Below are 26,889 nucleotides of genomic sequence, written 5' to 3'. Positions count from 1 at the left end.
TGAGTAGAAATGGAACGCAAGATTCAAGAGTTTATTGATGCTGTCGAGAACGATGAGGTGGAACATTTCACCTCGAAGACGCCCCAAAAGGCTTTTTATGCCGACCCGGACAAGGCGGTGGCCCCGTTAGCCGCCTTTATCCGTGAACAGATTGGTCAGGATCACCTGGCTCAAGCCGAAACCACGGTCAACGGTACCGACATTTCGGTGCGCTTGGAACTCAGCGTGATTAACCTGCCGCTGCAAGATACCAAGACCATTGCCAAGATTATGGACGTGGCCGCCACGGCACCGCTGAACGTTAACGCCGTGATCGAGACGCCGGACATTAACGTGTCGGGTCTACGGATCGATGCGTTGGCGCCGGCCGAGACCTACGTGGCGCAAGCGGATACGGCGGACGCCAGCCTACACGACTGGTTAAAGCTGCAAATTGAAAAGTTGCAGACGGCCGCCGAGAACGCCAAGGAAGCCGCGGCCGCTACGGATCAGCCCAAGGCCGACCTGAAGCAGCCCGCCACCAAGGCGAAGACCGCGACCAAGCGGAAAACGACCACGCGCAAGACCACGGCGAAGAAGACCACTAAGAAGTAACGCTGGACGTTCGGGAGACTGCCTGGGCGTTTTTGTTTGGGCCTTGCATCGCGGGTGGCGATGTGGTAGAGTATTTTTATGCGATGAGTCGAGAAATCACGCGCGATTGGCTTGCCAATCACGTCCGCGCAAGCGGCTAGGTGAATTTTGAGCGGCAGGGCACTTTTGATCACCGTATTGTGATGTGTCTGATTTTGCGGGAATGTGGATTCCAAAATAAATCCTGTTAGGGTTCGCCCTAACGGCTGCCAAAAACGAGCCGAGAAGTTTACTTCTCGGCTCGTTTTTTTGTATCGAATTGAATTTAGGCGTGTAGGGGCACGTCGCGGAAGGCCCGGCGGTAAAGCCAGCCACCAATCAGGCAGGTTAAGACGTCGGCCACGGGTTGGGCCCAGATGATGCCGGTCAACCCGAAGAAGTGCGCCAGAATGACGATGGCTAGGCCCAGTAAGACCGCTTGCCGGGCGAGGGCCATGATCAGGGCACTGGTACCGTTGCCGACCGATTGGAAGACGGTCGTGAACACCAGAATCGTGCCCACCAACGGGGTGGTGATCAGGATGGCCCGCAGCATGACGGTGCCCATGGCCACGATGGCGGGTTGGGCCATGAACAGGGTAATCAGCTGGGGTGCGAAGATGATGAGAAGCAGGGCACAGACTAGGGCGTACCCGACTTCGATTTTTAGGTCGAACCGGAGAATCGCGCGGAGCCGGGACCAGTTCTTGGCACCGTAATTATAGCCAATGAGGGGTTGCGCGCCAAACGCAAAGCCGATCATCACCATCATCACGACCATGTAGATCTTTTGGACGATCCCCATGGCCGCCACGGCCTGAGCCCCGTACGCGGCAAGGTAACTATTCAGTAGCATTAAGCCGAAGCTCTGGGTCAGGTTGGTGAGAGACGCCGGAATCCCCACGGCCACGACCGCCTTAAACGTGGGGCGTGAGATGTGGGCCTGGTTGGGCGCCAGCGATAACGATTTGGCCCGGCGCATGAAGATCACCAGTAGCCCGGTGTTCACGGCAAAACCTATGACGTTGGCCAGGGCCACGCCGGAAGCGCCCCAGTGAAAGCCGAAGAGAAACAGCGGGTCGAGGATGATCGTGAGAATCGTTCCACTAACGGTGGCAATCATCGAGAACTGCGCCAAGCCCTCCGTCCGAATAATGTTACCGGGGACTAAGGACACGATGATGAAGGTGGATCCCAGGACCAGCACTCGGTAGAAGTCGGCGATGTAGGGCCGCGTAGCGTTCGTGGCCCCGAGGAGGTTTAAGATGGGCGCCTCAAAAACCAGTAGCAGCACGGTCAGGACCAGACTTAAAGCGATGGCGGCATAGAAACAAAAGCTACTGATCCGGGCGCTTTGTTGATAGTCGTGTTTCCCAAGGACCCGCGAAATCACGGCACTGCCGCCGAGACCGAAGATGTCCCCGATGGCTAGCATGAACGAGAACAGGGGACTGCCCAGGGCAATGCCGGCAACCAGGTCGGCGTTACCGGTCTGGGCCACGAAAAAAGTATCCGCTAGGTTGTAGATCATGCTGGCAACCATCCCCAACACCACGGGTAGGGCTAGTTGCAGGTAGGCCTTCGGAATCGGGGCCTTTTCGAATAAATCATTCATCAAAAGTCACTCCTTATCTGAACGGTCGCTCGTCAGCTGGCGTGACTTGGCGGAACAGAAAAATAATATTTTTATTGCACTAAAAATCATACGCTTGAACAAATGGGATTTCAAACTGACCTGCGTTAATCGGGAACGTGGGGGGCTTCAATGGTTCAGTTGAGCAAAACGACCACGCTGCCCAATTGGCTAGCGTGGTCGTTTTAACGTCGAGCGGGTTAAATTTTTGGGGAAAAGCCGGGGCCCTTTCGAATGAGCGTAGGCTAAACGTGAAAGAGTTGGGCCATGGTGCCGGAGTAGTCGTTCTTGAAGCTGAAACTGACGGTGCTGTAACGTGCCCAGGTATTCAGCTCGGTCTGCCGGTGGAGCTGATCTTCCGTGAGTAAGAAATGGCTGGCCGACTGGGCGGTCCGCTTGTAGCTAAGGGTGCCCCCGGCCGTGTAGCAGATCATGGGGCCAACGGTTTTAAAACCGCCGCCCGTTAGGAAGAGGCTTGGTGTGTAGGCCATGACCTCCGCGTAGCCGCTGTTCTTAGCGTTGTACGAGGTGCCGTTAGGACGCACGTGACTAGGTTTTTGCCAGAGCTCGTGGGCCCGGACCCGGGCCTTCTTGGTGAGGGCCGCTTGATGGCGGAAAGGCTTGAGGTGCTTTTGTTTGCGGTAGGCGTTGATCTGCTTGAGGTATTGGGTACCGACCTTTTTAGCGACCGTACTGGTCTTGACGTAGATCAACGTGAGTTTACGGGGGAGTTGCGAGGCCGCGTAGGTTTTGCCGAGCTTGTAGGGCAGATAGCCCTTGATGGTTGGCGTGTAGACCGCAGCGTCAAGCACCACGTCGGCGTTCGGGTCGGCGGGGTCGGCACTGGTGGGGTAAATGGTCCGGGTGGCCCGGAGCGTCTTTCCCGTGGTGGAAACGACGCGAAGCTGGGTTGCGGTGGGCGTTGCTGCCTGAGCCGTAATGCCGCTAAGTAACAAGCTTCCACCCAACACTAGACCGCCGAAAAATGATCGTGAAAACATCGAAAGAACTCCTCTGTTATCGAATTAAATAACTAACTTAATTATGAGGAAGTGGCTCTTTAAATTCAATGGGCAAAACCGGTAAAGATTTGGTAATTTTTACCCGTTACAAGGGAGCTGGCTTAACCAACCGCTCGGTGACCTATTACCCCGCATAAGTTGGCATAATGGGGGTAAATAAGCTTGGGGGAGCTGAGAAGATGTTGATGCGAAATTTACCGTTGATCTTTTTTGTGATTGAACTGGCCGTGGCGTTTCACGTCCGGAGTGTCTCGGGGGCGACCCGGACTAAGGGGGTCGCGTCGGTTCAGGTCATCTATACGGTGATTGTCAGTGCGTTCATCGCCGTGATTGCGACCTGTGTCATCGTGGGGTTGCAGGGATCACTAAGCGTTAGTGAATAGCCGAATAGTCATGGGCCTACCGGAAGAATTTTTCGGGGGCCTTTTTGGCGGTCGCCGGCAGCGCAATAGACTATTCGGACGGAAACGAAAGTGCTATGCTTAACCTCTAGATAAGTGGATTTTACGATGGTCACCGCGGGGACCCGACAAAGCTGGTGACAGGAACGAAGGAGGATGTAGGCGTGAAGTTACGACGGCAAGGCATTCAGATTCTGGAATTAGTGGTGTTGGTCTTAGGAATCATGTTCGGGGTGGCGTTAGTCAGCCGGAGTCTGGGTGGGGGACCGATTGGCCGTTTGTTGACCCAAGATGGGGTCTTACTGGTCGTCTTGGTGGCCTTCAATCGCTGGTGGCTTCACGTGCCCATCTATTTTCGGCCCACGCCAACGTTCGGAGAACAGCTGCGGATCAATACGCTACCCATCATTTGGATGGCGTTGCTAGCCGTCGCGTTGGTCGGAAGCTTGACGGTGGGGCAACCGGCCCTCGGCGTAGGGTTGACCCTAATCATTGCCCTGTTGGTGGGGAGCTGTGAAGAGTACCTGTTTCGGGGGCTAATTTTGGGGTTATGTCTACGGTTGTTTCACCTGACCACGTTGCGCCGAGTCTGGGCGGCCGTGGCGCTGAGTAGCCTGTTGTTCGGTGCCACGCACCTGGTTAACCTAACGCACCAGGGGCTGGAGCCGACGTTGGTGCAGATGCTTAACGCCTTTGCCTTAGGCGTGCTGTTTGCGGCGAGCTACCTGCGTACCCGCAGCTTAGTTTGGCCGATCCTGCTCCACTTCTTCAACGACTTCGTGGCCATTCTGATTGGGGGCCTATCCGAAGAGGCCCGGCCGGTGGGCAGTGTGCTGGCGGTTGGTGTGATGGTCATCCTCTACTGTGGGGTGGCGGGGTACCTGTTACGTCGCCAACAGCTTCCTAAGGTGCAAGCGAATTTCGCGGCATTAGCACCGCTTGAACGTTAAAACTTAGCTTACCGGTTATCCTGTTGATGCGGGATGACCGGTATTTTAGTTTCTAGGGCACCTTATTTTCCCACCAACCCAATTTAAAAGCGTTAAATTGTTTGACCGGTTGGTTGGCCTAACCGGTAAGGGATTAAATCGGTCCCGTTAAGGTCCGCCTATAATGGGCTTACTAAGGGGGCGTTAAAGGCATGCACATTAAAGCAATGTTGCGCCTAGGAGGGGTCTGCGCCCTGTCGTTGGTGGTCATGCTGGGCTTAGGAACGATTGGGCACCTGCGGCAATTGTCCGATCCGACCGACATCATCTTACAGGATGGCATTTTACTTGTGCTGATGCTGGGACTGAACGCCGAGTGGTTACGGGTTCCCATCTTTCTCCGGTCGGCGTTACCGCTACGGCGGCAGGTGACGATTAACCTCGTGCCGTTGTCGATTATGGGGCTCACGGGGCTGGAGTTGTTGAACTTTGCACGCGTGCAACTGCAGCCTTTCGTGATGCCGGTGACGTTGGCGTTTCTCCTGGCGTTGTGCGTGGCGAGTTACGAAGAATACTTCTTCCGGGGCTTAGTCCTGGCCCTGGTGATGCGGTTGATGCCGCACCATCTCCTCAGTGCCGTCACGGGAGCGAGTCTGATTTTTGGGTTGTTTCACCTGGTCAATTGGGTGCACCAGCCGCTTAACGTGACGCTGTTGCAGGTGGGTAACGCCTGGGCCATGGGAATGTTATTAGCCGCCGTGTACCTGCGGACCAGGGGGCTGTTATGGCCCGTCGTCTGGCACTTCGCCAACGACTTCACGGTGATGGTCATGAGTGGCCTGGCTGAAGATACGCGGCCCACGGCGTCGGTATCCCTGGGCGTCTTGGTCGCCGTCATCTACGTGGGAACGGCGTTATTTTTACTGCGACCGGCCCACCGAGAGGGCCTGGAGTGGCCCACCCAACCGGCCGAGCATGTGTGGTAACCGTTAAGTAAAGGGAGGTGATAAGTATGATGGGAACGCTCTTCTGGGTCATGACGGGCATCGTGATTTTGGGAATAGTCGTCGGGGTGCAAGTCACGGCCGTGGCGAGTCAACGTACCGCAACCGCCAAGTGGTTAGGGGTCACCCCACTCATGGGGCTAACCCTGGTCGCGTTAGTGGTCCTCATTGGTGGCGCCTGCGGGTTACTCTGGTTCGGTGCGGGGTGGCACATGGGTTGTTAACGGCTAAACCAGGAAAATGAAAGTTATTTAATCGGGTAATTGATTTTGTGCTAGACTGAATCTAGGGAGAGTAATGAGTCAATTTTTAGTGAACCGATGAGACCGCCCAGTAGGGATCGGGGCCTACTGGGTGGCTGGTAAATGTAGAGGGGAATTTAGGATCATGCATAAGTTTTTCAAAGCGGGGATGTTACTAGGTTTGAGTTTATCGGGGATGTATTCTGCGGCCATCAGTTCAACGACGGCGAGGCGTTCGCCCGTGTTAGTGGCGGATCACCGTTTCGGGGGAAAACGGCTACAGGTGCACTACGGTCAAGAGCGCGTGACCACGGCAGTGACTTACTATTCAGCGAGGCGTCATCTCCGTGTCATGCCCGTTTATCGGGTGCCGCAGGACCGGGACAGCGCCGATGGTTGGATCTGGCGGGGTAACCTGCCGACTCAGCGTTCGGTGACCTCGGAATTGGATTAGCTATTATTCTAAGTAATGTTAGGAGCCTACGGAGCTTCGGATGGTAAAAGACCGTTTCGGTCCACTAAATTAGTGGGCTGAAACGGTCTTTTTAATATGAATTATAGGTGGTTAAAAATTGTATGGTGGGTACCGATGGCAATCATTGTGGTAACTGCTGGCGAGTCATGATAGACCAATAAATGATCACCATTATGGCCATCAAAATGTAATTCAAGAATTTTAATAGCCATATTCTGATGAATACCTAGCCGTTTTTTTACTTGTTGTTTGAGCTTGTTAGAGATTCTTAGTTCGTGCGAGTAGAAGTACTCCGGGATGGGGCGACGTTCGAAAAAGCATGTTAGAACATAGTCCCAAGGAGATAGGGTGTTGTTTTTCAAAGGGGCAGTTCCCTCAAAGATTGGGCGCCATCGTGGATCCTTCTGAACCTTTTTGAATTGTTTGTGAAATAGGGTGGTTCGTTCGATTCGATGCGACATTATTTGAGTGTCCGTTCGAATGCTTCTTGACTGTTCCCACCGGGGAGTGATTGATGCTGTACTTTAGCGTCCACCATTTCTAAGATAGACTGATTAACATCCGTGGAGGGCATCGCAAAGTTTTCTGGTAATCCATGTTCAGCCACGCCAGTTAAAATAATTCGAATGTACTCTGAGATAGTTAAACCGTTTTTCTTGAGCTCAGCTTGGGCTTTGAGTTTTATGGTCGAGTCGATTCGCGAATTAACGCGATCAGTATCAGTATTTTGCATTAATAATCCCTCCTTGTCATCATAATTGTATACCATACGTCATACAAAAAGAATTAAAATGCTTGGAATTTTTCTTAGTTTGAGGACGTCACTTAGATAGGTCATTTTACCAGATAGACATGATCTTTGATTAAATCAATGGCGGTATAGTGACGGTTCAACTGACGGGATGCGGCGTTTTCAATCAACTCGGCGTTGTCCCAGAACTTGGTTGACCCGGTGGCCCCGTGCGGTTCGCCGATGACCACGAAGTCTACCGTGGCGTTGGATTGGCGGATGGCTTGCAGAAGTTCCCAGTCCAGTGGTAGGCCGTCCGGAGACCAAGACATCACCACCACACCGACCTGGTCGCGGTAATTCTGGAAGGCGTCCACGGCACTGAGCGCCTCGATGGCCGTTACGGGGTGCCGGCCGGTTTCGTTTTCGGCGGTCCAGGCCTGACTATCCGTGGCGTAGACGGTCTTGTGGGCGTCACGCAGGCCCTTGGAGATGTAGCCGTTGCCGGCCATGACCTCGAGGACGGCCCGGTCGCCCACAAAGTCGGCGAGGTCGCTGATGAATGGCCGCGGCGTGTAGGCCCACATGCCGTAGTGGTCTTCGAGGTAGTCGCGGAAGGAGCGTAGGTCGTGATCTAGGTGCGGCAACGCGTCGATCAGGTCGTTCCAGAGCTTGTCACCGGTCTTATCGCCGGCCGGGTAAAGCTGGTTGAGCCGGTGGTAGATCAAATCTTCGCTGTTGTCCGGTAATTGAAGCAGGGGCAACTGTTGTGGCAGGTCGCCAGCCGCCAGCATGTGGTCGGCCAGTAAGACGTTACTGATGAGCAACTTGATGGCCGGGTAATCGTTGAACTGCTTGTAGTAGCCGTTCATTCGGTCCATGTAGGCCGTGCGTTGCTGGGGTAACGGTTGGTGGCGGAAAGTCTTTTTTAATTTTTTGAGTTTACGGGGATTCAAAGCAGTAACCTCCTAATTGAAATGAGTGCCGGTTGGCGGCAGTCCCGCTAGTGAAGTGCGAACGGGGCCAACCGCCAAACAAAAAGTCGGCTGACAACAGCCGACTTTGACCCTAGTGATCGTCGAGGTGCAGGTCCAGTTCCTCTTGCTGGTTGGGCGTAGTATTAGTAAAGCGGTTCTCCTTACCGTGCAAGTAGCCGTCAATCAACTGGTAAATTTCGTAGCGGTCCTGCCCACTCAACACCTCACGGTTAAAGCTGAGCTGTTTGCCGGAGAGAAATAACCGACTCAAATCGTAGGCATCGCGCTCGGTCTTGCCCGCTAGGTAGTCCATGGTGACGTCAAAGTATTCTGCTAATTTGCGAACCTCGACGAAGGAAGGCGTCCGCACACCCCGTTCCCAATTACCAATCTGGGAGGCGGTATTCTTGTGTTCGTCATCGGTCGTCGAAAGTTGCTGGTTCAAAGCCTCTGCTAATTGTTCGAGGGTAATGTGTTGCCCCCGGCGCAAAGCCCGAAGTCGTTCCGGAAACATCTGCTCACCCGCTTCTTTATAATGGTATAAGTTCTAATCTCTAAATTCATTATACCACGAAGCGTTGGGTTTAAGCGCGAGGGGTTGGGTGAACCAACGGATCGGTTAGGCGCATGAACTCGGCCACGTCTTTTTTGATCAACGCCACGCCTGCCAGCCAGAAGTCTGGTTGGGTCAAATCGACCCCCAAGTGTTTTTGGGCCAGGGATTCGCTGGACATGTTGGCCGTATCACGCAACAGGGCGATGTATTGGTCTTCGAAGTTGTCGGTCTGTTGGGCCTTGGCGTAGATGCCCAGGCTGAAGAGGTAGCCAAAGACGTACGGGAAGTTGTAGAAGGACAGGTCGTCGATGTAGAAATGCAGCTTGCTGGCCCAGAGGTGTGGTGAGTAGGTCGACAGGTCGTGCCCGAAGGCTTCCTTTTGGGCGTTTAACATCAATTCGTTGAGTTCGGCGGGGGTAACGAGCTTTTGCTGCCGTAACTGGTAGAAGCGCGTTTCGAACAAGAAGCGCGCCCGGATGTTCAAGAACATGGCGACCGGGTTGTCCATCTTGGCATTGAGTAACGTGATCTTCTCGGCATCGCTGGTCGCGGCCTTGACGTTGGCGTCGGCCACAATCAGTTCGCCAAAGGTCGACGCGGTTTCGGCGACGTTCATGGCGTATCCCTGGCGCAGGTAAGGCAGGTCGCCCATCACGCTGGAGTGAAAGGCGTGGCCCAGCTCGTGAGCCAGGGTGGACACGTCGTTAGGTGAACCGGTGAAGGTCATGAAGATCCGCGATTCGTTGGTTTCGGGGGCACTTTCCATCCAACCACCGGGAGCCTTGCCCGCGCGGTCCTCGGCTTCGATCCAGTGGTTGGTGAAGGCCTTCTGGGCTAGGGCGGCCATCTTCGGCGAGAATTCGCCGTAGTGCTTGATGATGAAGGCCGCGGCTTCGTCGTAGGTAAAGTGGTGCAGCTGGCTACCGGGAAGGTTCAGTGGCGCTTCGACGTCCTGCCAACCGGCGTGCTTCTTGCCCAGTAACGCCGCCTTGCGGTCCAGGTAATCGAGCAGGAATTGTTTATTGTCGTCGACCACCTGCCAGATGGTCTTGAGGGTTGCCGCGCTTAACCGGTTATCCTTTAACGGTGCGCGTAAAAAGTCGCTAACGCCGTGTGCCCGGTACTCCGTGAGCCGAAATCCGGCCAGGTGATTCAGCGTATCGGCAAAGAGTTGTTCTTTGTCCGTCCAAGCCTGTTCCCAAGCGGGTAAGAGGTCGGCGCGGTACTGCGGATCGGCGTTGCCTAACAGGTTATTATCGGCTTGGCCGGCCGACAGGGTGACGGGATTGCCGTGGGCGTCGTGGAAGGGCACGTTAACCGTGGCAACCAGCGAATCGTAATGTGAACTCCAGGCGGCCTTACCGTCGAGGTTAAGTTGGTTGATCAGGTTTTCGGTCTTGTCGTCGAGGAGTTCCTTACCGGCGTCACGCATCTCGGTCAGGTTAAAGGCGATGGGCTGCAGGGCCGGCAGGTTGAGCATTGCGGCAAATTGCGCGTCGGGAACTTGCACCAGGACCTTGTTGAGTTTATTGCTGACGGTTTGCAGCTGGGTGTCCAGGTTGCGCAGGCGGTCTTCGGTCGGAGCGACGGCGGGGTTAGCGATGTCGGCGGAGCCAATCGAACTGACGAAGAGGTTGGCTTGGGCCAATCCGGCTTCGAGGGTCTGTAGCTGGGTGATGAGCTTGATGAATTGTTGAAAGCCGGGCGCGTCACTGGTAGCGTCCCAACGGTCGAGTAGGTCGCCTAGCGCGGCGGTGTCGGTCTTAATCTGTTTGAGTTTAGCTTTCAGTTGGGCGGAGTGAATCCCGCCGGTGAAGAGTGAATCGAGATCCCAATTTAACGAATAGGTCATGGGCGTATCCCCCTTTAAGGTGTGTGGTGCGGGGTGCGTTTCGGTACCCACGCACAGAAGTTGGCTATATTATAGCAAACTTCTTAACGATTGCGCTGAGGGATAGAACCCCTGTATACTATCTCTAGGCAAGATTAAGGGGGAAATACAGTTGAATAAGGTTTTAAAACGCTGGCTAGTCGCCGGCGGAATTTTTATGGGCGTCATCATCGTGGCACTGGTGGGGGCCAGTTTTTACTTTTATAATATGACGGTGGCTCGCGGTAAAAAGAGCTTTATCGGGGCGCCCAAGGCCCTGACCACCGATGATCCACTGTACACGCAAAAGCACTGGTACCAGACGGCCAAGAAGTACCGCTGGACCGAAACGGCGGCGGACGCCAACTTTAAACTCGTCGCCAACTACATCCCGGCGACCCGCGCCACTAAAAAAACCGTGGTCTTGGTTCACGGCTTTGCGTCCAGTAAGGAACAGATGGGCGGGTACGCCGGTATGTTTCACCAATTAGGTTATAACGTGCTGGTTCCCGACGACCGGGCCCAGGGAGCCAGCGGCGGCAAGGCCATGAGCTACGGGTACTTCGAAAGTCGCGACTACCTTAAATGGATCAATCAGGTGATTGCCCGCCAAGGTAAGCAGTCACAGATCGTGCTCTTCGGGGTCTCGATGGGCGGGGCCACGACCATGATCGCCAGTGGTTTGAAGACACCCACGCAGCTGAAAGCCTACATTGAAGACTGTGGCTACACCACGGCCGACGATGAGATTCGCTACCAGGCCCGTCAGATGTACAATCTGCCGTACTGGCCGTTAGTCCCCATGACCAGCGCGGTCACCCGGTTACGAGCCGGTTTTAGTTTTAAGGACGCCGATGCGGTGAGTGCGGTCAAAAAGAATCATAAACCGATGTTGTTCATTCACGGCGGGGCGGACACCTTCGTGCCGACCAAGATGGTCTACCAGGTCTACCATGCCGATGCCGGTCCTAAACAGTTGTTAGTGGTCCCTGGCGCCAAGCACGCCGCGGCGCTGTCGCACAACCCGCAATTGTACCAAGCGACCGTCAAACGATTTTTAACGCAGTACTTCCATTAAATTGAAGAGTTGGGTTGTCCCTGAAAATAGCGTATAATTAACGAGAAACCTGACCAACCCACCCGGGGAATTCCCCGGGAGTCAAATTTAAGGAGTAAGTTAAATTGTTAGTAACCGGATTGATTATCGGTCTGTTATTGATTGGGCTGGTACTGGGCTATCTCGTGCGGCAACACCAACACCGTCAGGAACTGCTGGCGGTTCAGGAGCAGGCACGTGACATTGTGACCCAAGCCACGGCGAAAACCAAGGCCCGGATCGCAAAGTTACAAGCGAAAAACCAACGAGAAACCTTAGCTTATCAGCAATCCGTCAAGGACGAATTGACCGAACAACAAAGTGATATTGCGGTGCGAGAACAGCGCCGCCAGCAACGAGAACGATTGTTAGACCAGATGGCCGTCCGCTTGGATGACCAGACCACGATGCTGGATCAACGCAGCCAAGTCAACCAGCAGCAGCGCCACGCAATCCATGACTTACGGGACCAAGCGGCGGAACTGCGCGAGACGCGGACGACCACGTTAGCCCAACGCGCGGGGATGGATACCCAGGCGGCGCAAGACGAGGTGATCCGGCAAACGGAGATTGAGTTAAAGCGCGACCGCGACATCGAGATCAAGGCGCAAAACGATAACGCCGTGGCCAACGCCGAACGTTGGGCCAAGGACGTGGTCTTACCCGCCACCCAATCGGGGCCGCAGGACTTGCCCAAGGAACACTTGGAGCACACGGTCACGGTGCCTAACGGTGAGGTCCGCAGCAAGATCATTGGCCGCGACGGCCAGCACATTCGCTTGCTGGAGACGTTAACCGGGACGGATCTGATCTTCGTGCCGGACGACAACACCACGTTATTTATCAGCACGCACGACCCGATTCGCCGAGAGGTTGCCCGGGTGGCCATCACCAACCTGGTGGCGAGTCGCCGCATTTCAGCCAACCAAATCGAAACCCAGGTGGAAAACGCCCAACGCGACGTCAACCACAGTCTCTGGGAGACCGGGGAACAGGCCGTCAGCCTCTTACACGTGGGCTGGATGCATCCCGACTTGATGAAGCTGATTGGTCGGCTCAAGTACCGGACCAGCTACGGTCAAAACGTCCTGCAACACTCGATCGAAGTGGCGCAGATGACCGGCGCCATGGCCGCACGCTTGGGGTACAACACCCGCTTAGCACGGCGGGCTGGGCTCCTGCATGACCTGGGGAAGGCCATCGACCACGAAGTCGAGGGGACCCACGTGGAAATTGGGGTCGAATTTGCCGAAAAGTACCAGGAAGATCCGGTGGTCATCAACGCGATTGCCGCGCACCATGGCGACGTGGAGAAGACCTCGCCGATTTCGGACCTGGTTGCGGCGGCCGATGCAATTTCCGGGGCCCGACCGGGGGCGCGGAGTGAATCCGTGGAAGACTACATCAACCGGTTGCGGTCGCTGGAAAAGATTGCTAACGACCAGAACGGCGTCACGGAAAGCTACGCGATTCAGGCTGGCCGGGAGTTACGGATCATTGTGAACCCGCAGACGTTAGACGACCAGGCGGCGGCTAACCTGACACAAGAAGTTGCCAAGCGTGTCGAAGCCGAGTTAACTTATCCCGGGAAGATCAAGGTCACCACGATTCGTAAGCTCACGGCGGTCGAATACGTCGGCGACGAAAAGAAAAAGAAGAAGAAAAAGAAAAAGGCGGCCAACGCTTCGTAGGTGGTCGCTGGTGGTGCGGTTGCCGGTTGGCAAGTGCACCATTTTTTTAGCCAAGCGTGCTATACTTAAGCCAATCAGGGATGTTTGGAGGAGAACTATCATGCACATGAATGAGTTAAAATCAGGGCTCTTATTGTTGGGCGCCGTGGTGGCAGGGGTGGCCGGAATGACCGCCAGTGCGGCGGCCGATTCACGGTCCGACCACACCTATTACCGGGCTAATCAGACCTTTCGGATTCAGCTGTACGGCTCCAGTCAGCGGGTCACGATTCCGAAGGGGACCGTGGTCAAGGGGCAGGTGTCCGGGCCGTATCCGGGATTAACGGATCCCGCCAAGACGCGCTTAGAGGCGAGTTTTGATTTGCTAACGGTTAACTACCAGTTGAAGGTCAAAAACGGCTGGCCGAAGAAGGTCCACGCGGGCGGTATTGGGGAGTACACGGCGTTGAATAACGTGGGCCGGCATCTGACGGCGACCACGCGGCCAAAGTACATGTTAGAATCCAAGGGCGAGATGCCCGCCTTTACACCGACGATGAAGACCAGTATCTGGACCGGACCCTGGGTCACCGTCACGACCGACGGCTACTTAGAATCCTTTGGCACGGTCAAGCATTCCCGGCAACGGACGGAGTACCGCCCGCAGGCCAGTGCGAAGATCACCAAGTTTACCCAGAAAGGGACTCACCGGTACTATTACACCCAAAAGGCCGTGAAGGGACTCCCAACCAAGCGGGTGGCGACTCACGGAAAGTACCAGTACCGCTTGACGGTCACCAACCTGAAGAAGACCAAGTTACAAACGCCTAAGAATCAAAGTTATGCGAATTATTACCACGTCTACAAACTCGGCAAGCAGACCTACTACACGTATGCCGGCAATGCTGAATCCTAAGAGCCAGAATTAAAAAGCGTTCGCTGCGAAACCTAACGACCAGGTTAGGTGTTGCAGCGAACGCTTTTTCAGTTTAATCGGTGAGCTCGTGGGGGTCGTTAATCACCTTGAAGTTATCGTTGGTGGTGGCCTCGACGACGGGGTGTTCTTGCAGGTAGTCGGCAATCAGTTCACTCATCGGACTTTGACTCTCCGCAACGATCTTGCTGGCCTCGTACATGCTGTAGTGGCCCCCGCCCACGGCGCGGTACTGGTTCAAGACGATCCGGAGCGGTTGATCCGGTCGGACTGGCTGGCCGTGGTAGGTCAGATCCTCGACGCGGTGGCCCATCGGTTGGGCGATGTTGAGCGTATAGGTGATGCCTTCGTACATGTCATAGTTATATTGCCGGTGTTTGGGGTGCACGAACGCCGGATTGACGGTAATCTGATCGTCTACAATGGTGAAGTATCGTGCGGAAACCTCTAAGGCGGCCTTTAAGTCGGCCCCCGTGATGTTTAACAGCGACAACCCGTTGGGATAGACGTAGTTGGTCATGATATTGCGCATGGTAATCGGATTTTCAAACCCGAGGGCCTCGTCACTGAACAGGGCTGTGGCCGAAATGTCGGCGCCCATGGTGGCCATCTGAACCTGCTGGATGAACTCGATGTAGGGCGTTTCGTGAATCCGCGCCTTGAACGGGTCGTGAAAGGTCATGTCGCCGTTGATGTGGCCTAAGGGCTGATCCAGCCAATGACCTACGCGTGAATTGAGCGGGGCCGCAGCGTCAATCACCTTGGGGTCTAATGGCGCGTTGGCCGCCGAAACCAATTCGGAGTCGTGGTTGATCACCGTGACCTGCCCGTTAGCGTCGCGCTTAAGGTCGAGAGTAATCTTGCCCACGGCCTGTCCCCGAAAGCCGGGTTGGGTCGTGGGAATGTCGAAGAGCGCCGTGGCAATCTGCCGGTGTTGGTGACCGGTGACCATGGCGTCGATGCCGGGAATCTCGGCTAGCATATGGTAGGCTTCGTTTTCGCCCACGTGGATGTCGTTCGGTTCGCCGGTGGCCAGATCTCTTTCGAAGCCGCCGTGGTAACAGACCACCACGATATCGGCCTGTTCCCGGATAATTGGCACGTATTTCTTGGCGGCGACGAAGGCCGATTCGAATTGCAGGCCACTAATATTAGTGGCTTTCTCCCATTTATAGACGGCTTGGGTGGTGAGCCCCAGCACGCCAATCTTGATCCCCGCCTTTTTGATGATGGTGTAGGGTTTACCGTATTCGGGGTCGCCGTTACGGTCCAAGATGTTGGCACATAAGATCTGCCGTTTGGCATCGCGAATGGCCGTCTGCAGGTACTCTTGGCCGTAGTTAAATTCATGGTTACCCAGAATGCCGCAATCGTAATTGATCTGGTTGTAGATGTTCATGAGTGGGGCGGGGTCGCGGTCGGGCTGCACCCGGGCGACATAGTAGGCCAAGGGTGACCCTTCCAGGAAATCTCCGTTTTCGATGGCCACCACCGGACCATCTGCCGCGGCTTGTTCGCGTGCAACCACCGTGGCAGCACGGGCGAGGCCGAAACCTTGCTTACTGCCCTTCTTCACGTAGTTCGTGGGAAAAACGTACCCGTGTGTATCGCTGGTTGATAGAATTGTCAGCTTCATAATTAGTCACCCTCCGATTACGTCTAACTGGCGTTTTTAACCGCCAGCTGCTGGCAAGCAAACGCTAAGTGTGGAACGTGTTAAAGAAATTATAAGCTAGTTTACGGGAACTGTAAATTTTTGGTTCCAATTTCTCAAAATTATGAGAATTTTCTCATTATAGATGGGTTAACGAAATACCGAACGGCCGGGACCCATCAAAAAACGGCGACCCCACCAACCAGGATGGGCGTCACCGTTTTTGCTTGAAACGTAAATTACGTGTACGCGGACGCACCTAAAACATGACACAGTCCGGGGTACAATTACTTTGGAGGAGTAAAATTCGTAACTTATTCATCTTTAGTTCGTAAGTTATGTTTTCACTATACCCCCTAATTGTGAAGAAAATGTGACGCTGACCAATTAAGCTTCGGTAATCTCTTGCATGTAAAGCATCTGATCGGTCGAAATCTGTTGGTAGAGGTCGTCGGCCAACGCGTTAGGAATCGCGTGACGCAGGCGTTGTTGGCGGACGTAGTTGTATTCGTACTGAAACGCCTGAATGAACAACTCGTTTTGCAGTTCGCTGGTGTCATTTTGTGTAAACCGGCGGTGCCGGGTGTTGTAATAGGTCCGCACGGCGTTGATTTCGGCTTGATTGTCGGCGGTCGTGTTCGCGGTCAGGTAGTCCATCACGTCGTTATACCCCTGAGTTTCCATTAAGCTGAAAACGGCTCGCAGGTTCGCGTGGACCTGTTCACGTTGGGCGTTGACCACGGCGTTCTGGCCGTCGGTCGTCCGTAGTTGCTGGCGGCGCCGGTCGTGATGATTCCGGTTCTTTCGGTGGCGCAGACGGTGGGTTACCCGGTGACCGACATAGCGCAGCCACAGTCCGAAGCCGGCAAAGGAGAGCTGACCGTTGGTTCTGGTGCGCCAGATCAAGCCCCGGACGTAGCGGTTGGCGTAGGCGGGGCCGACTTGATTATGATCAGCCAGTTTTTGAACACTGGCGACCTCGACCTGGTTGGCCTGGCGCATGAGTTCCTTCACCAACTTACGGTTAGGCCGGTGATCCCCGTATTGACTATTAAGGATGGCCACGACGGCCTGGGTCTCGGCCTTGTGTTCGGGATGTTCCAGGATTAATTGTTGAGTGGCGTAAGTAATCAGGTTTTGCCGTTCGCGTTTAGCCATCTCCGGATCAATCGGCTGTTCTCTGCTAGGCAGAATCAGCGGCAAGACGATGGCGGGGACTAATAGGCTTAAAATGATGACCACGGCGGCGATGAAAATCATGGTATTTCTAAACGGAAAGGCCTGACCGTGGAACGTCAATGGTAAGGAAAAGGCCATGGCCAACGTAATGGTTCCGTGAATGCCCGATAACGCTCCGACCAAGGCATGGTGGCGTTGGTCTTTCGGAGCGGAGTGAATCATCGCCCAATCGAAGCGAATCCAGAGGTAGCGCAGCACAAACATCACAAGGTACAGGACTACCGCTAATAAGATGTAGCTAGGTAGGGCCGTGGTGTGCTCGGCTTGGATGTTGTGCCACACGGTTGGGAGTGACACGCCCAAGAGAACAAAGACGAAGCCGTTGAGAATACTGGTCAAGATCCGCCAGGTTGACCGGGAAACCAGCTGTAGTTGCGTACTCGAGAGACGGATTTGCTTGCTAGCGGCGCTCCGGAGTAACCCGGCGGCCACGACGGCCAGGATACCGGAAAGCTCGAAGTGTTCGACGGCCAGGTAAATGATAAACGGGGTCAGGATGTCGTAAGGTACGATCACGCTGGTGGAATCCATCCCCGACTGCACCAGGTAGATCCGTCCCCAGATGAAGACAATTCCCAAGATCGCCCCAATCAGGAGGCCCCCTAAAAAGACAATGAAGAAGTGTTCCACCCCGTCGCGAACGGAAAACTCACCGGTGATAAAGGCGGTCAGGGCTAAGTTGAAGGCGACCAAACCGGAGGCGTCGTTGAAGAGGGATTCGCGTTCGAGCATCCCCATCACTTTTTCGGGCACCGCCATGTTGGTGGTGATTGACGAGACTGCCACGGCATCGGTCGGTGTCACGATGGCGGCCAGTGCGAAGGCCAGGGCCAACGGAATACCGGCAACCATGGCGTGACTGACGTAGCCCATTAAGATCACGGTCAGGACGGCCAGAATCACGGCCATGGAGAGGACCGAGGGAATGTGCTTACGGAGGGCATGGGTGTCGGCGTTTTGGCCGTCATAGAACATCAATGGTGCAATGATGATGAGCATGAACATTTCGGGTTCAAGCACGAAATGGTGAAAAAAGGGCACCAAAGAGAGTAATGCCCCGGCAAAAATCTGATAGAAAGCTTGCGGAATTACGGGAAAGTAGGGGTAGACTAAGTTCGCCGCAATCGTGGCCACAATGAGGAGCACGACAGCATAGAAGATTTCCAAAATAAACGCCTCCAGGCTAGGAATGAACCGACGTGGTGGGGCTGCTAAATTAGGGTTGCTGAATCGCGTAAAACGACTACAATAGAAGGTCCCCTAAGAAACGGTCCAGTCGGTTAAGGTTGGTTCTTATTTTACCCCCTTTGCGGTTTTCGCGATACTCACAGCACCGGGCGAGCTCAGGTGTGCGGACGAATTTTTAGCCACATTTTTAGGAGTGTGTGGTGAGAAACCGCTTTTAGTCGCGATTCGCTGTGATTAAATATTCATTAAGTGTCGATAAATATTCAAAAAAGCGTTTTTGAATATTTTGCAGGCACTTACATGCATCTAGTTAAAAAATGGTAAGGTTGAGTGGGGCCCTAAAAATAACTTTGTGATGACGATAAAAGCGAATTTAACGCGAGTTATCCGGATAAATCACGAAATCGGTTGTGAACAAAGCAATTGTTGATTGAACCAACTAACTCTGAAAGTAATATGACTTTTTATTTAGAAAATTTCTATAAGGGGTTGATTATTCATTCAATTGTGGTAACATATAAATTGGTTCTACTAGATAGTTCAATGAATTGTTGGGGGAGAACCCAAGTGAGTCAGTTGTTGTTTTCTATCGTTACTCAATCCAACGATAAGGAAGTGCTGAGATATGATTAATTTGTATATTGCACCAAGTAGTGCATCCAGTCGGAAGGCACGCGCATGGTTGAAGGAACACGATATTGCGTTTCAAGAACGGAATATCAAGTCCAAGCCATTGAACGCTGCCGAGGTTAAGCAGATTTTGCGCCTGACCGAGAATGGCAGTGAAGACATTATCTCGACGCGGTCAAACATCTTTAAGCAACTCCACGTCGACCTCGATAGCTTGTCCGTTAGTCAATTAGTTGATCTGGTGGTGAAGTATCCAGACCTCATCAAGCGGCCCATCATCTTTGATGATAAGCGCTTGGAAGTTGGGTACAACGAAGAAGAGATTCGCCGGTTCTTACCTCGTGAGGTACGGACGGCTGAATTACACCATTTGGAATCTCAATTGAGTTCTTAATCGAAGTCGGTCAGTTCTCGGGGGAGTGCTGATCGATTTTTAGTGCTTAGGCAAAACGTCAAATTAGTTTCCGGTAACGTGCGGCTGAACAAGCCCCGGTACCGGTTTTTTTTGTATCCAAAATTAAACGTGGTCGTTCGCTAGAATTAGCGGACGACCACGTTCTGTTAGGTTAACGTTGGTATTGTAAGGCCATTTGGGGGTAGCCTAATTGGGTTAGCGTCTTGACGATGGTGGTTTCGATGGTCCCCGTAGCGACAACATCAAAGCCCGCCAACTGCGCAACAATCAGACTCTCTGCACGGTGCACCACGGTCGGGTCGTTGGTAAGCGCGGCGAGGTCGTGGTGAATCCGGGCCGAATCGAACGCTACGTGGGCCCCGGTAGGCCGTTCCACGGTGAGGCTCTGGGGATACATGTTGGTTTGTGATCGATGAATAACGTCCATGGTTGCGACCCTCCTAAGGTTTAGCCGACGATCAGGAATGGGGTTGCAGACGCCGGTTAAAAATAAGTATAAGTCTATGGTACGATGAAAAATCACAAATTACAACTACATATAGATTAAAAATGACCAAAAAACTATATATGGTATCAAAACCACGCTCCGTGGTGCGCTGATTTTTCGGAGAGGTCGTTAAGCAATCCCGTGCAGGGCCTCTTGACTATGAATCAGTTGGGTCAACAATGCGTTCGTGGGAGCGGGAACGTGGAGTTGGGCGCCCAGCTTGGCCACGTAACCGTTCAGAAAATCAATTTCTGTGGGCCGCCGGTGGGCCATATCCTGGTGCATCGAGGGGTAATGGTCCCCGTTCTTATCTGGTGCGAACTGGGCGGCGATGAGGTCGGTATCGACCTGGGCGTCGAAGGCCACGTTAGCCGCGGTGGCGACAGCCTGGAATTCGTCGAGGACGCTAGCGGTTAGGGTCCGCCAGTTGGGTAACGCCCCAAATTCGGCGATGTTGCAGTCGAAGAGGGTGCAGTAGGTATTCAGCACGCTGTTTAAGCCTGCCTTCTTCCAGATGGCGGCCAGAACGTCGGGCGCGGGGCTGGCTTTGAGACCGGCAGTGTTCAGCGTCGCGATGATTTGGTCGAGGTCGGGGAACTGGTCGGGCACGATGGCCTGCAGGGAGATGCTCCCGGTCCCGGTGACCGAGATGTGTCCCGGTCCGGTCAGACTAGAGGACCAAACCGTGGTGCCGGCAATGATGTTTTCCTTAGGCACGTAACGCTCGATGGTTTCAACATTGCCGATCCCGTTGGCTAAGACCAGGACGGCCGGGTGGTTGCTGAGCTGAGCGTTCAACGCCTGCAGCATGTGGTCCATCTGCATGGCCTTCGTGAAGAGAATGATCAGATCGAAGGTCTGGTGGACGTCTTGGGGCAGCGCGGCGGTCATGGGCACTACGGTGTCGTGGCCGTCTTTAGTTACCCGTAAGCCCTGAGTCTGGATCGCCCGCACATGGTCGGCCCAGTTGTCGATCAACGTGACGTCGTTACCCGCTTGCTGCAGCATGACCCCAAAGCGGCTGCCCATGGCACCCGCACCGGCAATTGCAATTTTCATAAAATAAGCACTCCTTCTAAAAAATAGTGGGGCGTGAGCGGCGGCCGGAAAAGCTTCCGACGACCGGTTCACCACCCGGAGGGACAAGTCTAGTGTAGCAGGTTCTTTCCATTAATGGGGACCCCATCACTTTAGAATTGACAGGCCAGAAGCGAAAGGCTAGGATAGGACTAATCACTTTGTGAGAAAACAATGAGAAAAGGGAAGCGATGCGGATGACAGCAACAGGGGTTAGTGCACGAGATTTATTCCGATTAAAGGCGCTCTCGCAGCCGGTAGCGGCGAACGGGCGGTATTATTTTGTGGAAAATCACATGGATCAAGCGAGCGATGGTTATCGCGCGCAGATTAACAGCGTGGATGATGCCGGGCACCAACGCGTGGTGGCAACCACCGGTGAACTTAACGTGCAACCGGCCGTGACCGCCACGACCGTCTTCTACGCGGCTAAGGTGGGTTCAGCACCCGCGCAACTCTATCGGGTACCCGTCGCGGGCGGTGAACCGGTCGTGATGGCGACGCCGGGCGAAGCCGTGAACACCGTGATTGCGGCGGCGGACGGCCAAAGCGTCTACTTTAAGACCACCGAGACCACGGAACGGCCCAAGTTACCCAGTCCCGAAGCGTTTCCTAAGCCCCGGCACGTCGAACGCCTGATCAATAAGGCGGACGGGTACGGGTGGTTACCGCTGCACGTGACCTACCGCTTACGCCGCTACTTACCGGCTAGTGACACCGTAGAGGAGGTTTTCCAGCGGCCGTACGACTTCGCGTTGACCTCGGTCAGCACCGACGGCCAGTTGGTCACGTTCTTACAGGACGACCAACCGGCCAACGACCGCGACTTCGCGCACGGCGCCTATTGCTATAATGTGGCGACTGGGGAAATCACGAATCTGACGGCCAGTCTGGCCCAGGGCCGGTTTGCCGACGCGACCATCGCGCCCGACGGCCAAACCGTTGCCTTAGTCGGCAGTGACGGCCGGTTCGATTCCCAAACCGTAGCCGACCTCTATTTCGCCGACCTGAAAACCGGGGAATTGACCGATTTGACGCCCGATTTAGCGGCGGACTGCACCTCCGAATTTGCGGCCGACTGGACCCAACAGCCCGGTGGTAAGCTGGTCCGCTGGTTGGATGACCAGCGGGTAGTCTTCACGGCGGCCTACCACGCCCATAGTCAGTTATACGTGGGCACGGCGACTGGCATCGAGTTAATCAACGACGCCGCTCACGAAATCGTCGACTTTGACGTGGTCGATGGCGATCACGTGGTCTTAGCGGTCTCCGCGCAGACCCGGCCGGCGGAACTGCAAACGGTCACGGTTAGTGATCACCAGGTCCGCGCCGTGTACAATCCCAACGCGGCTTACGAGCAGAGTCACCATTACGCCCAACCGCAACATTTCGACTACCAGGCAGCCGACGGGCAAGCTTTAGAAGGCTGGTATCTCCCCGCCCAGACTAAGGCACCCAAGACGCCGGTCCTGTTGTACGTCCACGGGGGCCCGCACGCCAACTACGGAGAGACCTTCTTCTACGAGTTTCAAGTGCACGCCAACTTAGGTTACGGCGTGGTCTTCGTGAACCCACGGGGGTCGACCAGCTACGGGCAGGACTTCGAAAACGCGGTCAACGAACACTACGGTGAGGGCGACTATACCGACGTGATGAGCGGATTAGACGCGGCGTTAGCCAAGTTCCCCGAGTTAGATGCCGACCGGCAATACATCGCCGGCGGGTCCTACGGGGGCTTCATGACGCTCTGGACCATCGGCCACACGCACCGCTTTGCCGGCGCGGTCGCTCAACGGCCCGTGACCAACTGGATCAGTCTATACGGGACCAGCGATATCGGCTTTTACTTCAACCCACGGGAACTGGGGCAAGACCTCTTCGCGAAGGGGGGCGTGGCGTCGTATTGGCAACAATCACCGTTAGCCTACGCGCCACAGGTCACGACCCCAATTCGGTTATTGCACGGTGAATGGGACATGCGCTGCCCCATCAGCCAATCCGAGGAATACTTCACGGCGGTCAAGCAGACCGGTGTGGACGCGGACTTCGTGCGGTACCCGCAAAGCTTCCACGGGGTTTCTCGCGCTGGTTTACCGAGTCTGAAAATTCAACGCATCTTAGACATGGACGAGTGGTTTACGGCCCACCCATCCGTGGAAAAATAGGTCTGAGGTTAGTCCAAAGCGGCGCCCGGCATCATCTCGATGTGGGGCGCCGCTTTTATTGACTGGCCGGGGATCACAACGTCTTCGTCCGTCACCGTTGCTGACTGGCCCGGAGACGCTGAAGCCTCACTCTAGTAGACAAACAAAAACCCTTCCGCACGCCGATGGTGGGAAGGGTCAGGTTTAGTTTTATGATTTTATGAGTTCGAAGAAGGGGTTAGTCGACGACCACGTTACCTACGCGGGCGTAACCAACGGCGTGCCACCAAGGGGCGTGAACGGCTTCGGTCACCACACCACGGTTTTGGGAATCGATCATCTTACCGTTACCGACGTATAAGCCGACGTGGGAGATAGAACGCTTGCTCCCACCGAAGAAGACCAGGTCACCCTTCTTGATGTTCTTGTAAGAAACGTGCTTGTACTTGTTGTATTGGGCTTGGGCAGTCCGGGGGATCACTTTCTTAGCGGCGTGCTTGTACACGTAGCTGGTGAACCCGGAGCAGTCGAAGCGCGAAGGACCAGTGGAGCCCCAACCGTAAGGCTTACCTAATTGGGCCTTAGCAACCTTTTGAATCTTGCTGTAGGACATGGTCTTGGCAGCTTGGGCTTGCGTTGGTTGGCTCAGTTGGGCGCCGGTGAAGGCAAAGGCCACCGTGGCGACAAGGGACAATACAATTTTTGCGAACGTCTTCTTCATAAAATTAAACAAACTCCTTAATATTATTAAATCATTTTTTAGTGGGTCATTTCGTAATCGATGTGTTTAATACTATCAGGGAGTCATTACAGAAATGTTTCAACGGCATATCAATCGGGTTAAAGGTGGGTAGAGGTTTTGTAAAATTGGCGACTAATTGGCGGGGTAGACGTGCGGAAAATGCCGACTGGCCGCCATTTGGGGCGTTAAGTGGATTTGTTGCAGACGGTGAGTGGTCCGGGGAATAAATGTATAACTTTGGGCCTCAAGGTCGATCAATGACCGGTAATGGGTGTAATTGTGGTTACGTTCGTGCCGGCGTGCGGGCTGATACGGGAGGCTAACTGCCGCTAACCAGGTGAAGATGGCCCGTTGGGTGGCTGAATCTGTCGGGAGCGTGGGCGTGCCCCACCGCGTGATGGCGGTCCGGATGAACCGGTTGGTCGGCACCGGGCCGGTCGGTAGTGGCGCGCCACTGGCGAGGTAATCGCGCGCGGCGGTGATGGTTGCTGGTTGAAAGCTGTCGCCGGGAACCCGGAGAAATTGGTTGAGGTTATGTAGATGGGTCGCCAAGACGGGGGTGTTGGTTAACACCCCACTAGCGTCGCTTTCGGCGTGTAAGGTCAGGTCGGTGGGTTCGATCACCAGTGTTTGGCCGGTGCGGTCGCTGAGAATCCAGTGGAAGGGGTAGACGTAATGGTCGCTGCCCCACCGTCGATTGACCAGGCGAACCCGGGGAAGATCGGCCACCACTTCGGCTAACGTGGCGTGTTCGCCCAAAACCCAGTTGATGAAGTCTTGCGGCGTCAGGTTGGTTTTACCGGCTACCGGTTCGGTGGCGTAGGTGACGACGCCGGGCAGGTAGAGCTCGGCGCAGGTCAGTCCACGTTCGTTGAGTCCGTCAGCCATCAGGTAGGCCGGACGGTCTGCGGCGATGCGGCCACCGCCTAAAAACGCGTAATGGGTGGTCCGAATGGTGGCTAACGCCGTGGTCCAACGGTAATGCCGGGGTAAGAAAATGGGCCGCCAGGGCGTGGTGGTGGGAAAATCCATGGTCCGGGCAAAAAAGTGGTGGCCGGTACCGTTGGTGTAGGTGAGACTAGTACACATACGCAATCCCTCCTTATAGGATGTAGTTAGCCCTAGTATAACGGAATTTATCTTGAAATGCGCTTGTATTTGGGACGGCAATCTCGTAAGCTTAGGGGTAATGGAAAAAACGTGACATTAAACTAAGCAAGATTTGAGAAGGGAACGAAGCGTTTCATGAAATCAACTTGGAACTTAGTAGGGATGGTCTTGTGGCTCTTGGTCCTGATCACCCTCATCTGGATGACCCACGATATGCGGGTGCGTCGGATTCACTTAATCGTGAAGGAGGGGCGTAGTTTCTCGTGGCGCAACTTCATCATCTCGACGGTGGAACTTGTGGTCTGGCTCCTCTTCTTTGGCGGCATGGGCTACACCACCTTTTTCCAAAACGTCAATCAATTGGGCAACCGGGTCTCGCAGACCACGCGCTACGAACCGTTAGTCTTGAATACGGGAACGGGGAATGGGTCTTCCTATTACGTGGCCGTGACCAATAACAGTGGTCAAAAACCGATCCAACAATACACCTACCTGACCGAGGGCGAGAAGTACCAGGTCGATAGTACCGTGGCCACCGTTTCGGCGGGCACCAAGCCGATTAACCTACCTGCGTCAGCTTACCATTGGGATAAGCAGCGGGTGGCCAAGTACGACCAACGCCACCAGCGAGCCTGGGTGGGCGTGATCGAGACTACCTATAAGAAGAGCTTCGTCAACGGCATCGGGCTGCACGCCGGTCGATTGGCCAACCGCTTCACGTTGATTCGGATTCCGGATCACTCGTTTATGGTGCAAAAGTAAAGTTAGCGTTACCGATTAGAGAGTAGGCCAAAGGGTGATTATTTGGCTTACGGGGTTAAGCGGAGCCAGCTGCCGGTTGGCGCACGCTGCAACCCCAATATTTGGAGACACCAAAAAGCTTGGGATTTTTGTGCCAAGCTTTTTTGGTACCTGAGTGGGCGGATCTGACCGCCAACTGGTCGTTGAGTGCGGCGGCACACCACCCTGCTAAAAATGGGCAGCGTTAATATTTGGCAGATTGCAAGAAATAACTTGAACAAATTTAGTAACGCAGATTACGCAAAAAGATCTCAATAGGTGTTCGCCAATTTAAACATTTGAGTGGTCGGGAATTCAAATACCAGTTAATTTGAATCAATTCATCATCGGTAATCTCATCAATCGGTTGACCTTTGGGAATGAAGCGGCGTAGTACTCGGTTGCGATTTTCATTACTGCCTCGTTCATGTGGCGAATAAGCGTGCGCAAAGTACAGTGGAACACCGGCCTGTTCTTCAATCAAATTGTAGTTGGCGAATTCTTTCCCATGGTCAACAGTAAGGGTCTTGAGATTATCTCCTAACTGGTTAGCCAATTCTAAAATAGCCTTGGTCATTGAAGTACTATCTCGTCCATTAAGCCGTTTAACGATGGTAAGCCGACTCTTACGCTCGACAAACGTAGCTACTGCTTGACCTTTACGTTTTCCAGATAAAACTGTATCAGCTTCGAAGTGACCTGAAGTATTACGATCAGAAATTTCAGCTGGACGATCTTCGATGGAACGTCCATGACTAAAACTACCACGGGTTTCTTTAGATCGTTTGCGACGAATACCATGGTCAGGTAAATCAGTCACATTAATATCCAGTAGTCCCTGATCAATCCAGTTATAGATGGTTTTGTAGGCAATTCTAACTACATGAGCCACTTGTTCAATTGACCATTTTTGGATCTTGATTTTTTCTTCAATCAATCGCTTTAGGTTAGTCGTTAAGATGGTTTTACGACCACGATGACTAAGTTTAACTTCATGGTCAGTTTGAGCCTTAACTGCGTGATACTCACCAGCTAAGCGATGAACCTCATTAAAGATAGTGGTTTTACTAAAGCCTAAATAATCGGCAATATATTGAAGTGAGTGCTTTTCATGATGAAGTGTTTCGATGACAACGCGGTCTTCAAATGATAAAATAGTGGTGCCCATAAAGGTCCTTCTTTCTAGTGGAATGTTGTGGTGACACCATTAAAGACCCTTATGGGTTTTTCTGTCCACTAATATGTTCAACTTAAATTTTACAATCTACCATT

The 26,889-nt window shown here is 54.0% G+C and carries 25 protein-coding genes; 12 read left to right on the top strand and 13 right to left on the bottom strand.

The features are described 5' to 3' along the window. The first annotated feature begins 9 nt into the window (after window positions 1-9). Window positions 10-594, top strand: coding sequence for a hypothetical protein (locus tag RI501_RS12025; protein ID WP_313822910.1), 585 nt, complete (start codon window positions 10-12; stop codon window positions 592-594). Window positions 595-898: 304 nt separating this feature from the next. Here RI501_RS12025 and RI501_RS12020 read toward each other — a convergent pair whose 3' ends face one another. Then, window positions 899-2,227 (bottom strand): MATE family efflux transporter, encoded by a 1,329-nt coding sequence (locus tag RI501_RS12020; protein ID WP_313822909.1) that lies wholly within the window; start codon window positions 2,225-2,227, stop codon window positions 899-901. Between the two features lie 263 nt (window positions 2,228-2,490). Continuing rightward, window positions 2,491-3,246 (bottom strand): spore germination YkwD domain-containing protein, encoded by a 756-nt coding sequence (locus RI501_RS12015; protein WP_313822907.1) that lies wholly within the window; start codon window positions 3,244-3,246, stop codon window positions 2,491-2,493. 200 nt (window positions 3,247-3,446) lie between these two features. On the opposite strand from RI501_RS12015, the gene RI501_RS12010 reads away from it, so the two are divergent. The 5 genes from RI501_RS12010 (at window position 3,447) to RI501_RS11990 (ending at window position 6,297) form a co-directional block, all read left to right on the top strand. After that, window positions 3,447-3,650, top strand: a complete 204-nt coding sequence (locus RI501_RS12010; RefSeq protein ID WP_313822905.1) for a hypothetical protein — start codon at window positions 3,447-3,449, stop codon at window positions 3,648-3,650. Between the two features lie 182 nt (window positions 3,651-3,832). Further along, window positions 3,833-4,618: a CPBP family intramembrane glutamic endopeptidase gene (locus RI501_RS12005; RefSeq protein ID WP_313822903.1), complete on the top strand. Its 786-nt coding sequence runs from the start codon at window positions 3,833-3,835 to the stop codon at window positions 4,616-4,618. 191 nt (window positions 4,619-4,809) lie between these two features. Continuing rightward, window positions 4,810-5,583 carry a CPBP family intramembrane glutamic endopeptidase gene (locus RI501_RS12000; RefSeq protein WP_313822901.1) on the top strand — a complete coding sequence of 258 codons (774 nt, stop codon included), beginning with the start codon at window positions 4,810-4,812 and terminating at the stop codon, window positions 5,581-5,583. Between the two features lie 26 nt (window positions 5,584-5,609). Beyond that, window positions 5,610-5,825 carry a hypothetical protein gene (locus RI501_RS11995; RefSeq protein ID WP_313822899.1) on the top strand — a complete coding sequence of 72 codons (216 nt, stop codon included), beginning with the start codon at window positions 5,610-5,612 and terminating at the stop codon, window positions 5,823-5,825. Window positions 5,826-5,988: 163 nt separating this feature from the next. Further along, window positions 5,989-6,297 (top strand): hypothetical protein, encoded by a 309-nt coding sequence (locus tag RI501_RS11990; RefSeq protein ID WP_313822897.1) that lies wholly within the window; start codon window positions 5,989-5,991, stop codon window positions 6,295-6,297. Between the two features lie 481 nt (window positions 6,298-6,778). On the opposite strand, the gene RI501_RS11985 is transcribed toward RI501_RS11990, so the two are convergent. The 4 genes from RI501_RS11985 to RI501_RS11970 form a co-directional block, all read right to left on the bottom strand. Beyond that, window positions 6,779-7,051, bottom strand: coding sequence for a type II toxin-antitoxin system RelB/DinJ family antitoxin (locus RI501_RS11985; protein WP_313822894.1), 273 nt, complete (start codon window positions 7,049-7,051; stop codon window positions 6,779-6,781). A gap of 101 nt (window positions 7,052-7,152) precedes the next feature. Then, the gene (locus RI501_RS11980) at window positions 7,153-8,004 is read right to left on the bottom strand and encodes an SAM-dependent methyltransferase (RefSeq protein ID WP_313822892.1); all 852 of its coding nucleotides are present in this window, start codon (window positions 8,002-8,004) and stop codon (window positions 7,153-7,155) included. Window positions 8,005-8,116: 112 nt separating this feature from the next. Beyond that, window positions 8,117-8,539 carry a helix-turn-helix domain-containing protein gene (locus tag RI501_RS11975; RefSeq protein ID WP_313822891.1) on the bottom strand — a complete coding sequence of 141 codons (423 nt, stop codon included), beginning with the start codon at window positions 8,537-8,539 and terminating at the stop codon, window positions 8,117-8,119. A gap of 70 nt (window positions 8,540-8,609) precedes the next feature. Beyond that, window positions 8,610-10,433: a M3 family oligoendopeptidase gene (locus tag RI501_RS11970; protein WP_313822889.1), complete on the bottom strand. Its 1,824-nt coding sequence runs from the start codon at window positions 10,431-10,433 to the stop codon at window positions 8,610-8,612. A gap of 196 nt (window positions 10,434-10,629) precedes the next feature. On the opposite strand from RI501_RS11970, the gene RI501_RS11965 reads away from it, so the two are divergent. The 3 genes from RI501_RS11965 (at window position 10,630) to RI501_RS11955 (ending at window position 14,133) form a co-directional block, all read left to right on the top strand. Further along, window positions 10,630-11,529 (top strand): alpha/beta hydrolase, encoded by a 900-nt coding sequence (locus tag RI501_RS11965; RefSeq protein ID WP_313823240.1) that lies wholly within the window; start codon window positions 10,630-10,632, stop codon window positions 11,527-11,529. 104 nt (window positions 11,530-11,633) lie between these two features. Further along, window positions 11,634-13,238 carry a ribonuclease Y gene (rny, locus tag RI501_RS11960; RefSeq protein ID WP_313822887.1) on the top strand — a complete coding sequence of 535 codons (1,605 nt, stop codon included), beginning with the start codon at window positions 11,634-11,636 and terminating at the stop codon, window positions 13,236-13,238. Window positions 13,239-13,338: 100 nt separating this feature from the next. Continuing rightward, the gene (locus RI501_RS11955; RefSeq protein ID WP_313822885.1) at window positions 13,339-14,133 is read left to right on the top strand and encodes a hypothetical protein; all 795 of its coding nucleotides are present in this window, start codon (window positions 13,339-13,341) and stop codon (window positions 14,131-14,133) included. A gap of 73 nt (window positions 14,134-14,206) precedes the next feature. Here the strand turns inward: RI501_RS11955 and RI501_RS11950 are convergent, their stop codons facing one another. Then, window positions 14,207-15,787, bottom strand: a complete 1,581-nt coding sequence (locus RI501_RS11950) for a bifunctional metallophosphatase/5'-nucleotidase (RefSeq protein WP_313822883.1) — start codon at window positions 15,785-15,787, stop codon at window positions 14,207-14,209. Window positions 15,788-16,192: 405 nt separating this feature from the next. Continuing rightward, complete coding sequence (locus RI501_RS11945; RefSeq protein ID WP_313822881.1) at window positions 16,193-18,211, bottom strand: cation:proton antiporter; 2,019 nt, start codon at window positions 18,209-18,211, stop codon at window positions 16,193-16,195. Window positions 18,212-18,857: 646 nt separating this feature from the next. Here RI501_RS11945 and spx point away from each other — a divergent pair. Further along, window positions 18,858-19,256, top strand: coding sequence for a transcriptional regulator Spx (spx, locus tag RI501_RS11940; RefSeq protein ID WP_057733836.1), 399 nt, complete (start codon window positions 18,858-18,860; stop codon window positions 19,254-19,256). A 172-nt stretch (window positions 19,257-19,428) separates the two neighbouring features. Here the strand turns inward: spx and RI501_RS11935 are convergent, their stop codons facing one another. Then, entirely contained in the window at window positions 19,429-19,704 is a 276-nt protein-coding gene (locus RI501_RS11935; protein ID WP_313822878.1) for a hypothetical protein, read from the bottom strand. Between the two features lie 189 nt (window positions 19,705-19,893). Beyond that, entirely contained in the window at window positions 19,894-20,823 is a 930-nt protein-coding gene (locus RI501_RS11930) for an oxidoreductase (RefSeq protein WP_313822876.1), read from the bottom strand. A gap of 215 nt (window positions 20,824-21,038) precedes the next feature. On the opposite strand from RI501_RS11930, the gene RI501_RS11925 reads away from it, so the two are divergent. Beyond that, window positions 21,039-23,006, top strand: coding sequence for a S9 family peptidase (locus RI501_RS11925; RefSeq protein ID WP_313822874.1), 1,968 nt, complete (start codon window positions 21,039-21,041; stop codon window positions 23,004-23,006). A gap of 217 nt (window positions 23,007-23,223) precedes the next feature. On the opposite strand, the gene RI501_RS11920 is transcribed toward RI501_RS11925, so the two are convergent. After that, entirely contained in the window at window positions 23,224-23,706 is a 483-nt protein-coding gene (locus tag RI501_RS11920) for a C40 family peptidase (protein ID WP_313822872.1), read from the bottom strand. A gap of 153 nt (window positions 23,707-23,859) precedes the next feature. Next, entirely contained in the window at window positions 23,860-24,816 is a 957-nt protein-coding gene (locus RI501_RS11915; RefSeq protein WP_313822870.1) for a linear amide C-N hydrolase, read from the bottom strand. A gap of 156 nt (window positions 24,817-24,972) precedes the next feature. Here RI501_RS11915 and RI501_RS11910 point away from each other — a divergent pair, with 156 nt between their 5' ends. Further along, the gene (locus tag RI501_RS11910; RefSeq protein WP_313822868.1) at window positions 24,973-25,599 is read left to right on the top strand and encodes an LVIS_2131 family protein; all 627 of its coding nucleotides are present in this window, start codon (window positions 24,973-24,975) and stop codon (window positions 25,597-25,599) included. A gap of 262 nt (window positions 25,600-25,861) precedes the next feature. Here RI501_RS11910 and RI501_RS11905 read toward each other — a convergent pair whose 3' ends face one another. Further along, window positions 25,862-26,785: an IS30 family transposase gene (locus tag RI501_RS11905; RefSeq protein ID WP_099267109.1), complete on the bottom strand. Its 924-nt coding sequence runs from the start codon at window positions 26,783-26,785 to the stop codon at window positions 25,862-25,864. Window positions 26,786-26,889: the final 104 nt, after the last annotated feature.

The sequence above is a fragment of the Levilactobacillus zymae genome, assembly GCF_032190635.1.
GTDB lineage: Bacteria > Bacillota > Bacilli > Lactobacillales > Lactobacillaceae > Levilactobacillus > Levilactobacillus zymae_A.
Note: the sequence above shows the minus strand (reverse complement) of the source record. Positions and strands in the feature narration are given on the sequence as shown.

Coding starts and splice junctions, on each gene's coding strand:
- spx (WP_057733836.1), top strand. CDS start 18,858: ATGATTAATTTGTATATTGCACCAAGTAGTGCATCCAGTCGGAAGGCA.
- RI501_RS12000 (WP_313822901.1), top strand. CDS start 4,810: ATGCACATTAAAGCAATGTTGCGCCTAGGAGGGGTCTGCGCCCTGTCG.
- RI501_RS12025 (WP_313822910.1), top strand. CDS start 10: ATGGAACGCAAGATTCAAGAGTTTATTGATGCTGTCGAGAACGATGAG.
- RI501_RS11925 (WP_313822874.1), top strand. CDS start 21,039: ATGACAGCAACAGGGGTTAGTGCACGAGATTTATTCCGATTAAAGGCG.
- RI501_RS12015 (WP_313822907.1), bottom strand. CDS start 3,246: ATGTTTTCACGATCATTTTTCGGCGGTCTAGTGTTGGGTGGAAGCTTG.
- RI501_RS11915 (WP_313822870.1), bottom strand. CDS start 24,816: ATGTGTACTAGTCTCACCTACACCAACGGTACCGGCCACCACTTTTTT.
- RI501_RS11970 (WP_313822889.1), bottom strand. CDS start 10,433: ATGACCTATTCGTTAAATTGGGATCTCGATTCACTCTTCACCGGCGGG.
- RI501_RS11935 (WP_313822878.1), bottom strand. CDS start 19,704: ATGGACGTTATTCATCGATCACAAACCAACATGTATCCCCAGAGCCTC.
- RI501_RS11990 (WP_313822897.1), top strand. CDS start 5,989: ATGCATAAGTTTTTCAAAGCGGGGATGTTACTAGGTTTGAGTTTATCG.
- RI501_RS11930 (WP_313822876.1), bottom strand. CDS start 20,823: ATGAAAATTGCAATTGCCGGTGCGGGTGCCATGGGCAGCCGCTTTGGG.
- RI501_RS11905 (WP_099267109.1), bottom strand. CDS start 26,785: ATGGGCACCACTATTTTATCATTTGAAGACCGCGTTGTCATCGAAACA.
- RI501_RS11950 (WP_313822883.1), bottom strand. CDS start 15,787: ATGAAGCTGACAATTCTATCAACCAGCGATACACACGGGTACGTTTTT.
- RI501_RS11975 (WP_313822891.1), bottom strand. CDS start 8,539: ATGTTTCCGGAACGACTTCGGGCTTTGCGCCGGGGGCAACACATTACC.
- RI501_RS11955 (WP_313822885.1), top strand. CDS start 13,339: ATGCACATGAATGAGTTAAAATCAGGGCTCTTATTGTTGGGCGCCGTG.
- RI501_RS11965 (WP_313823240.1), top strand. CDS start 10,630: ATGGGCGTCATCATCGTGGCACTGGTGGGGGCCAGTTTTTACTTTTAT.
- RI501_RS11995 (WP_313822899.1), top strand. CDS start 5,610: ATGATGGGAACGCTCTTCTGGGTCATGACGGGCATCGTGATTTTGGGA.
- RI501_RS11920 (WP_313822872.1), bottom strand. CDS start 23,706: ATGAAGAAGACGTTCGCAAAAATTGTATTGTCCCTTGTCGCCACGGTG.
- RI501_RS11910 (WP_313822868.1), top strand. CDS start 24,973: ATGAAATCAACTTGGAACTTAGTAGGGATGGTCTTGTGGCTCTTGGTC.
- RI501_RS11985 (WP_313822894.1), bottom strand. CDS start 7,051: ATGCAAAATACTGATACTGATCGCGTTAATTCGCGAATCGACTCGACC.
- RI501_RS12010 (WP_313822905.1), top strand. CDS start 3,447: ATGTTGATGCGAAATTTACCGTTGATCTTTTTTGTGATTGAACTGGCC.
- RI501_RS12020 (WP_313822909.1), bottom strand. CDS start 2,227: ATGAATGATTTATTCGAAAAGGCCCCGATTCCGAAGGCCTACCTGCAA.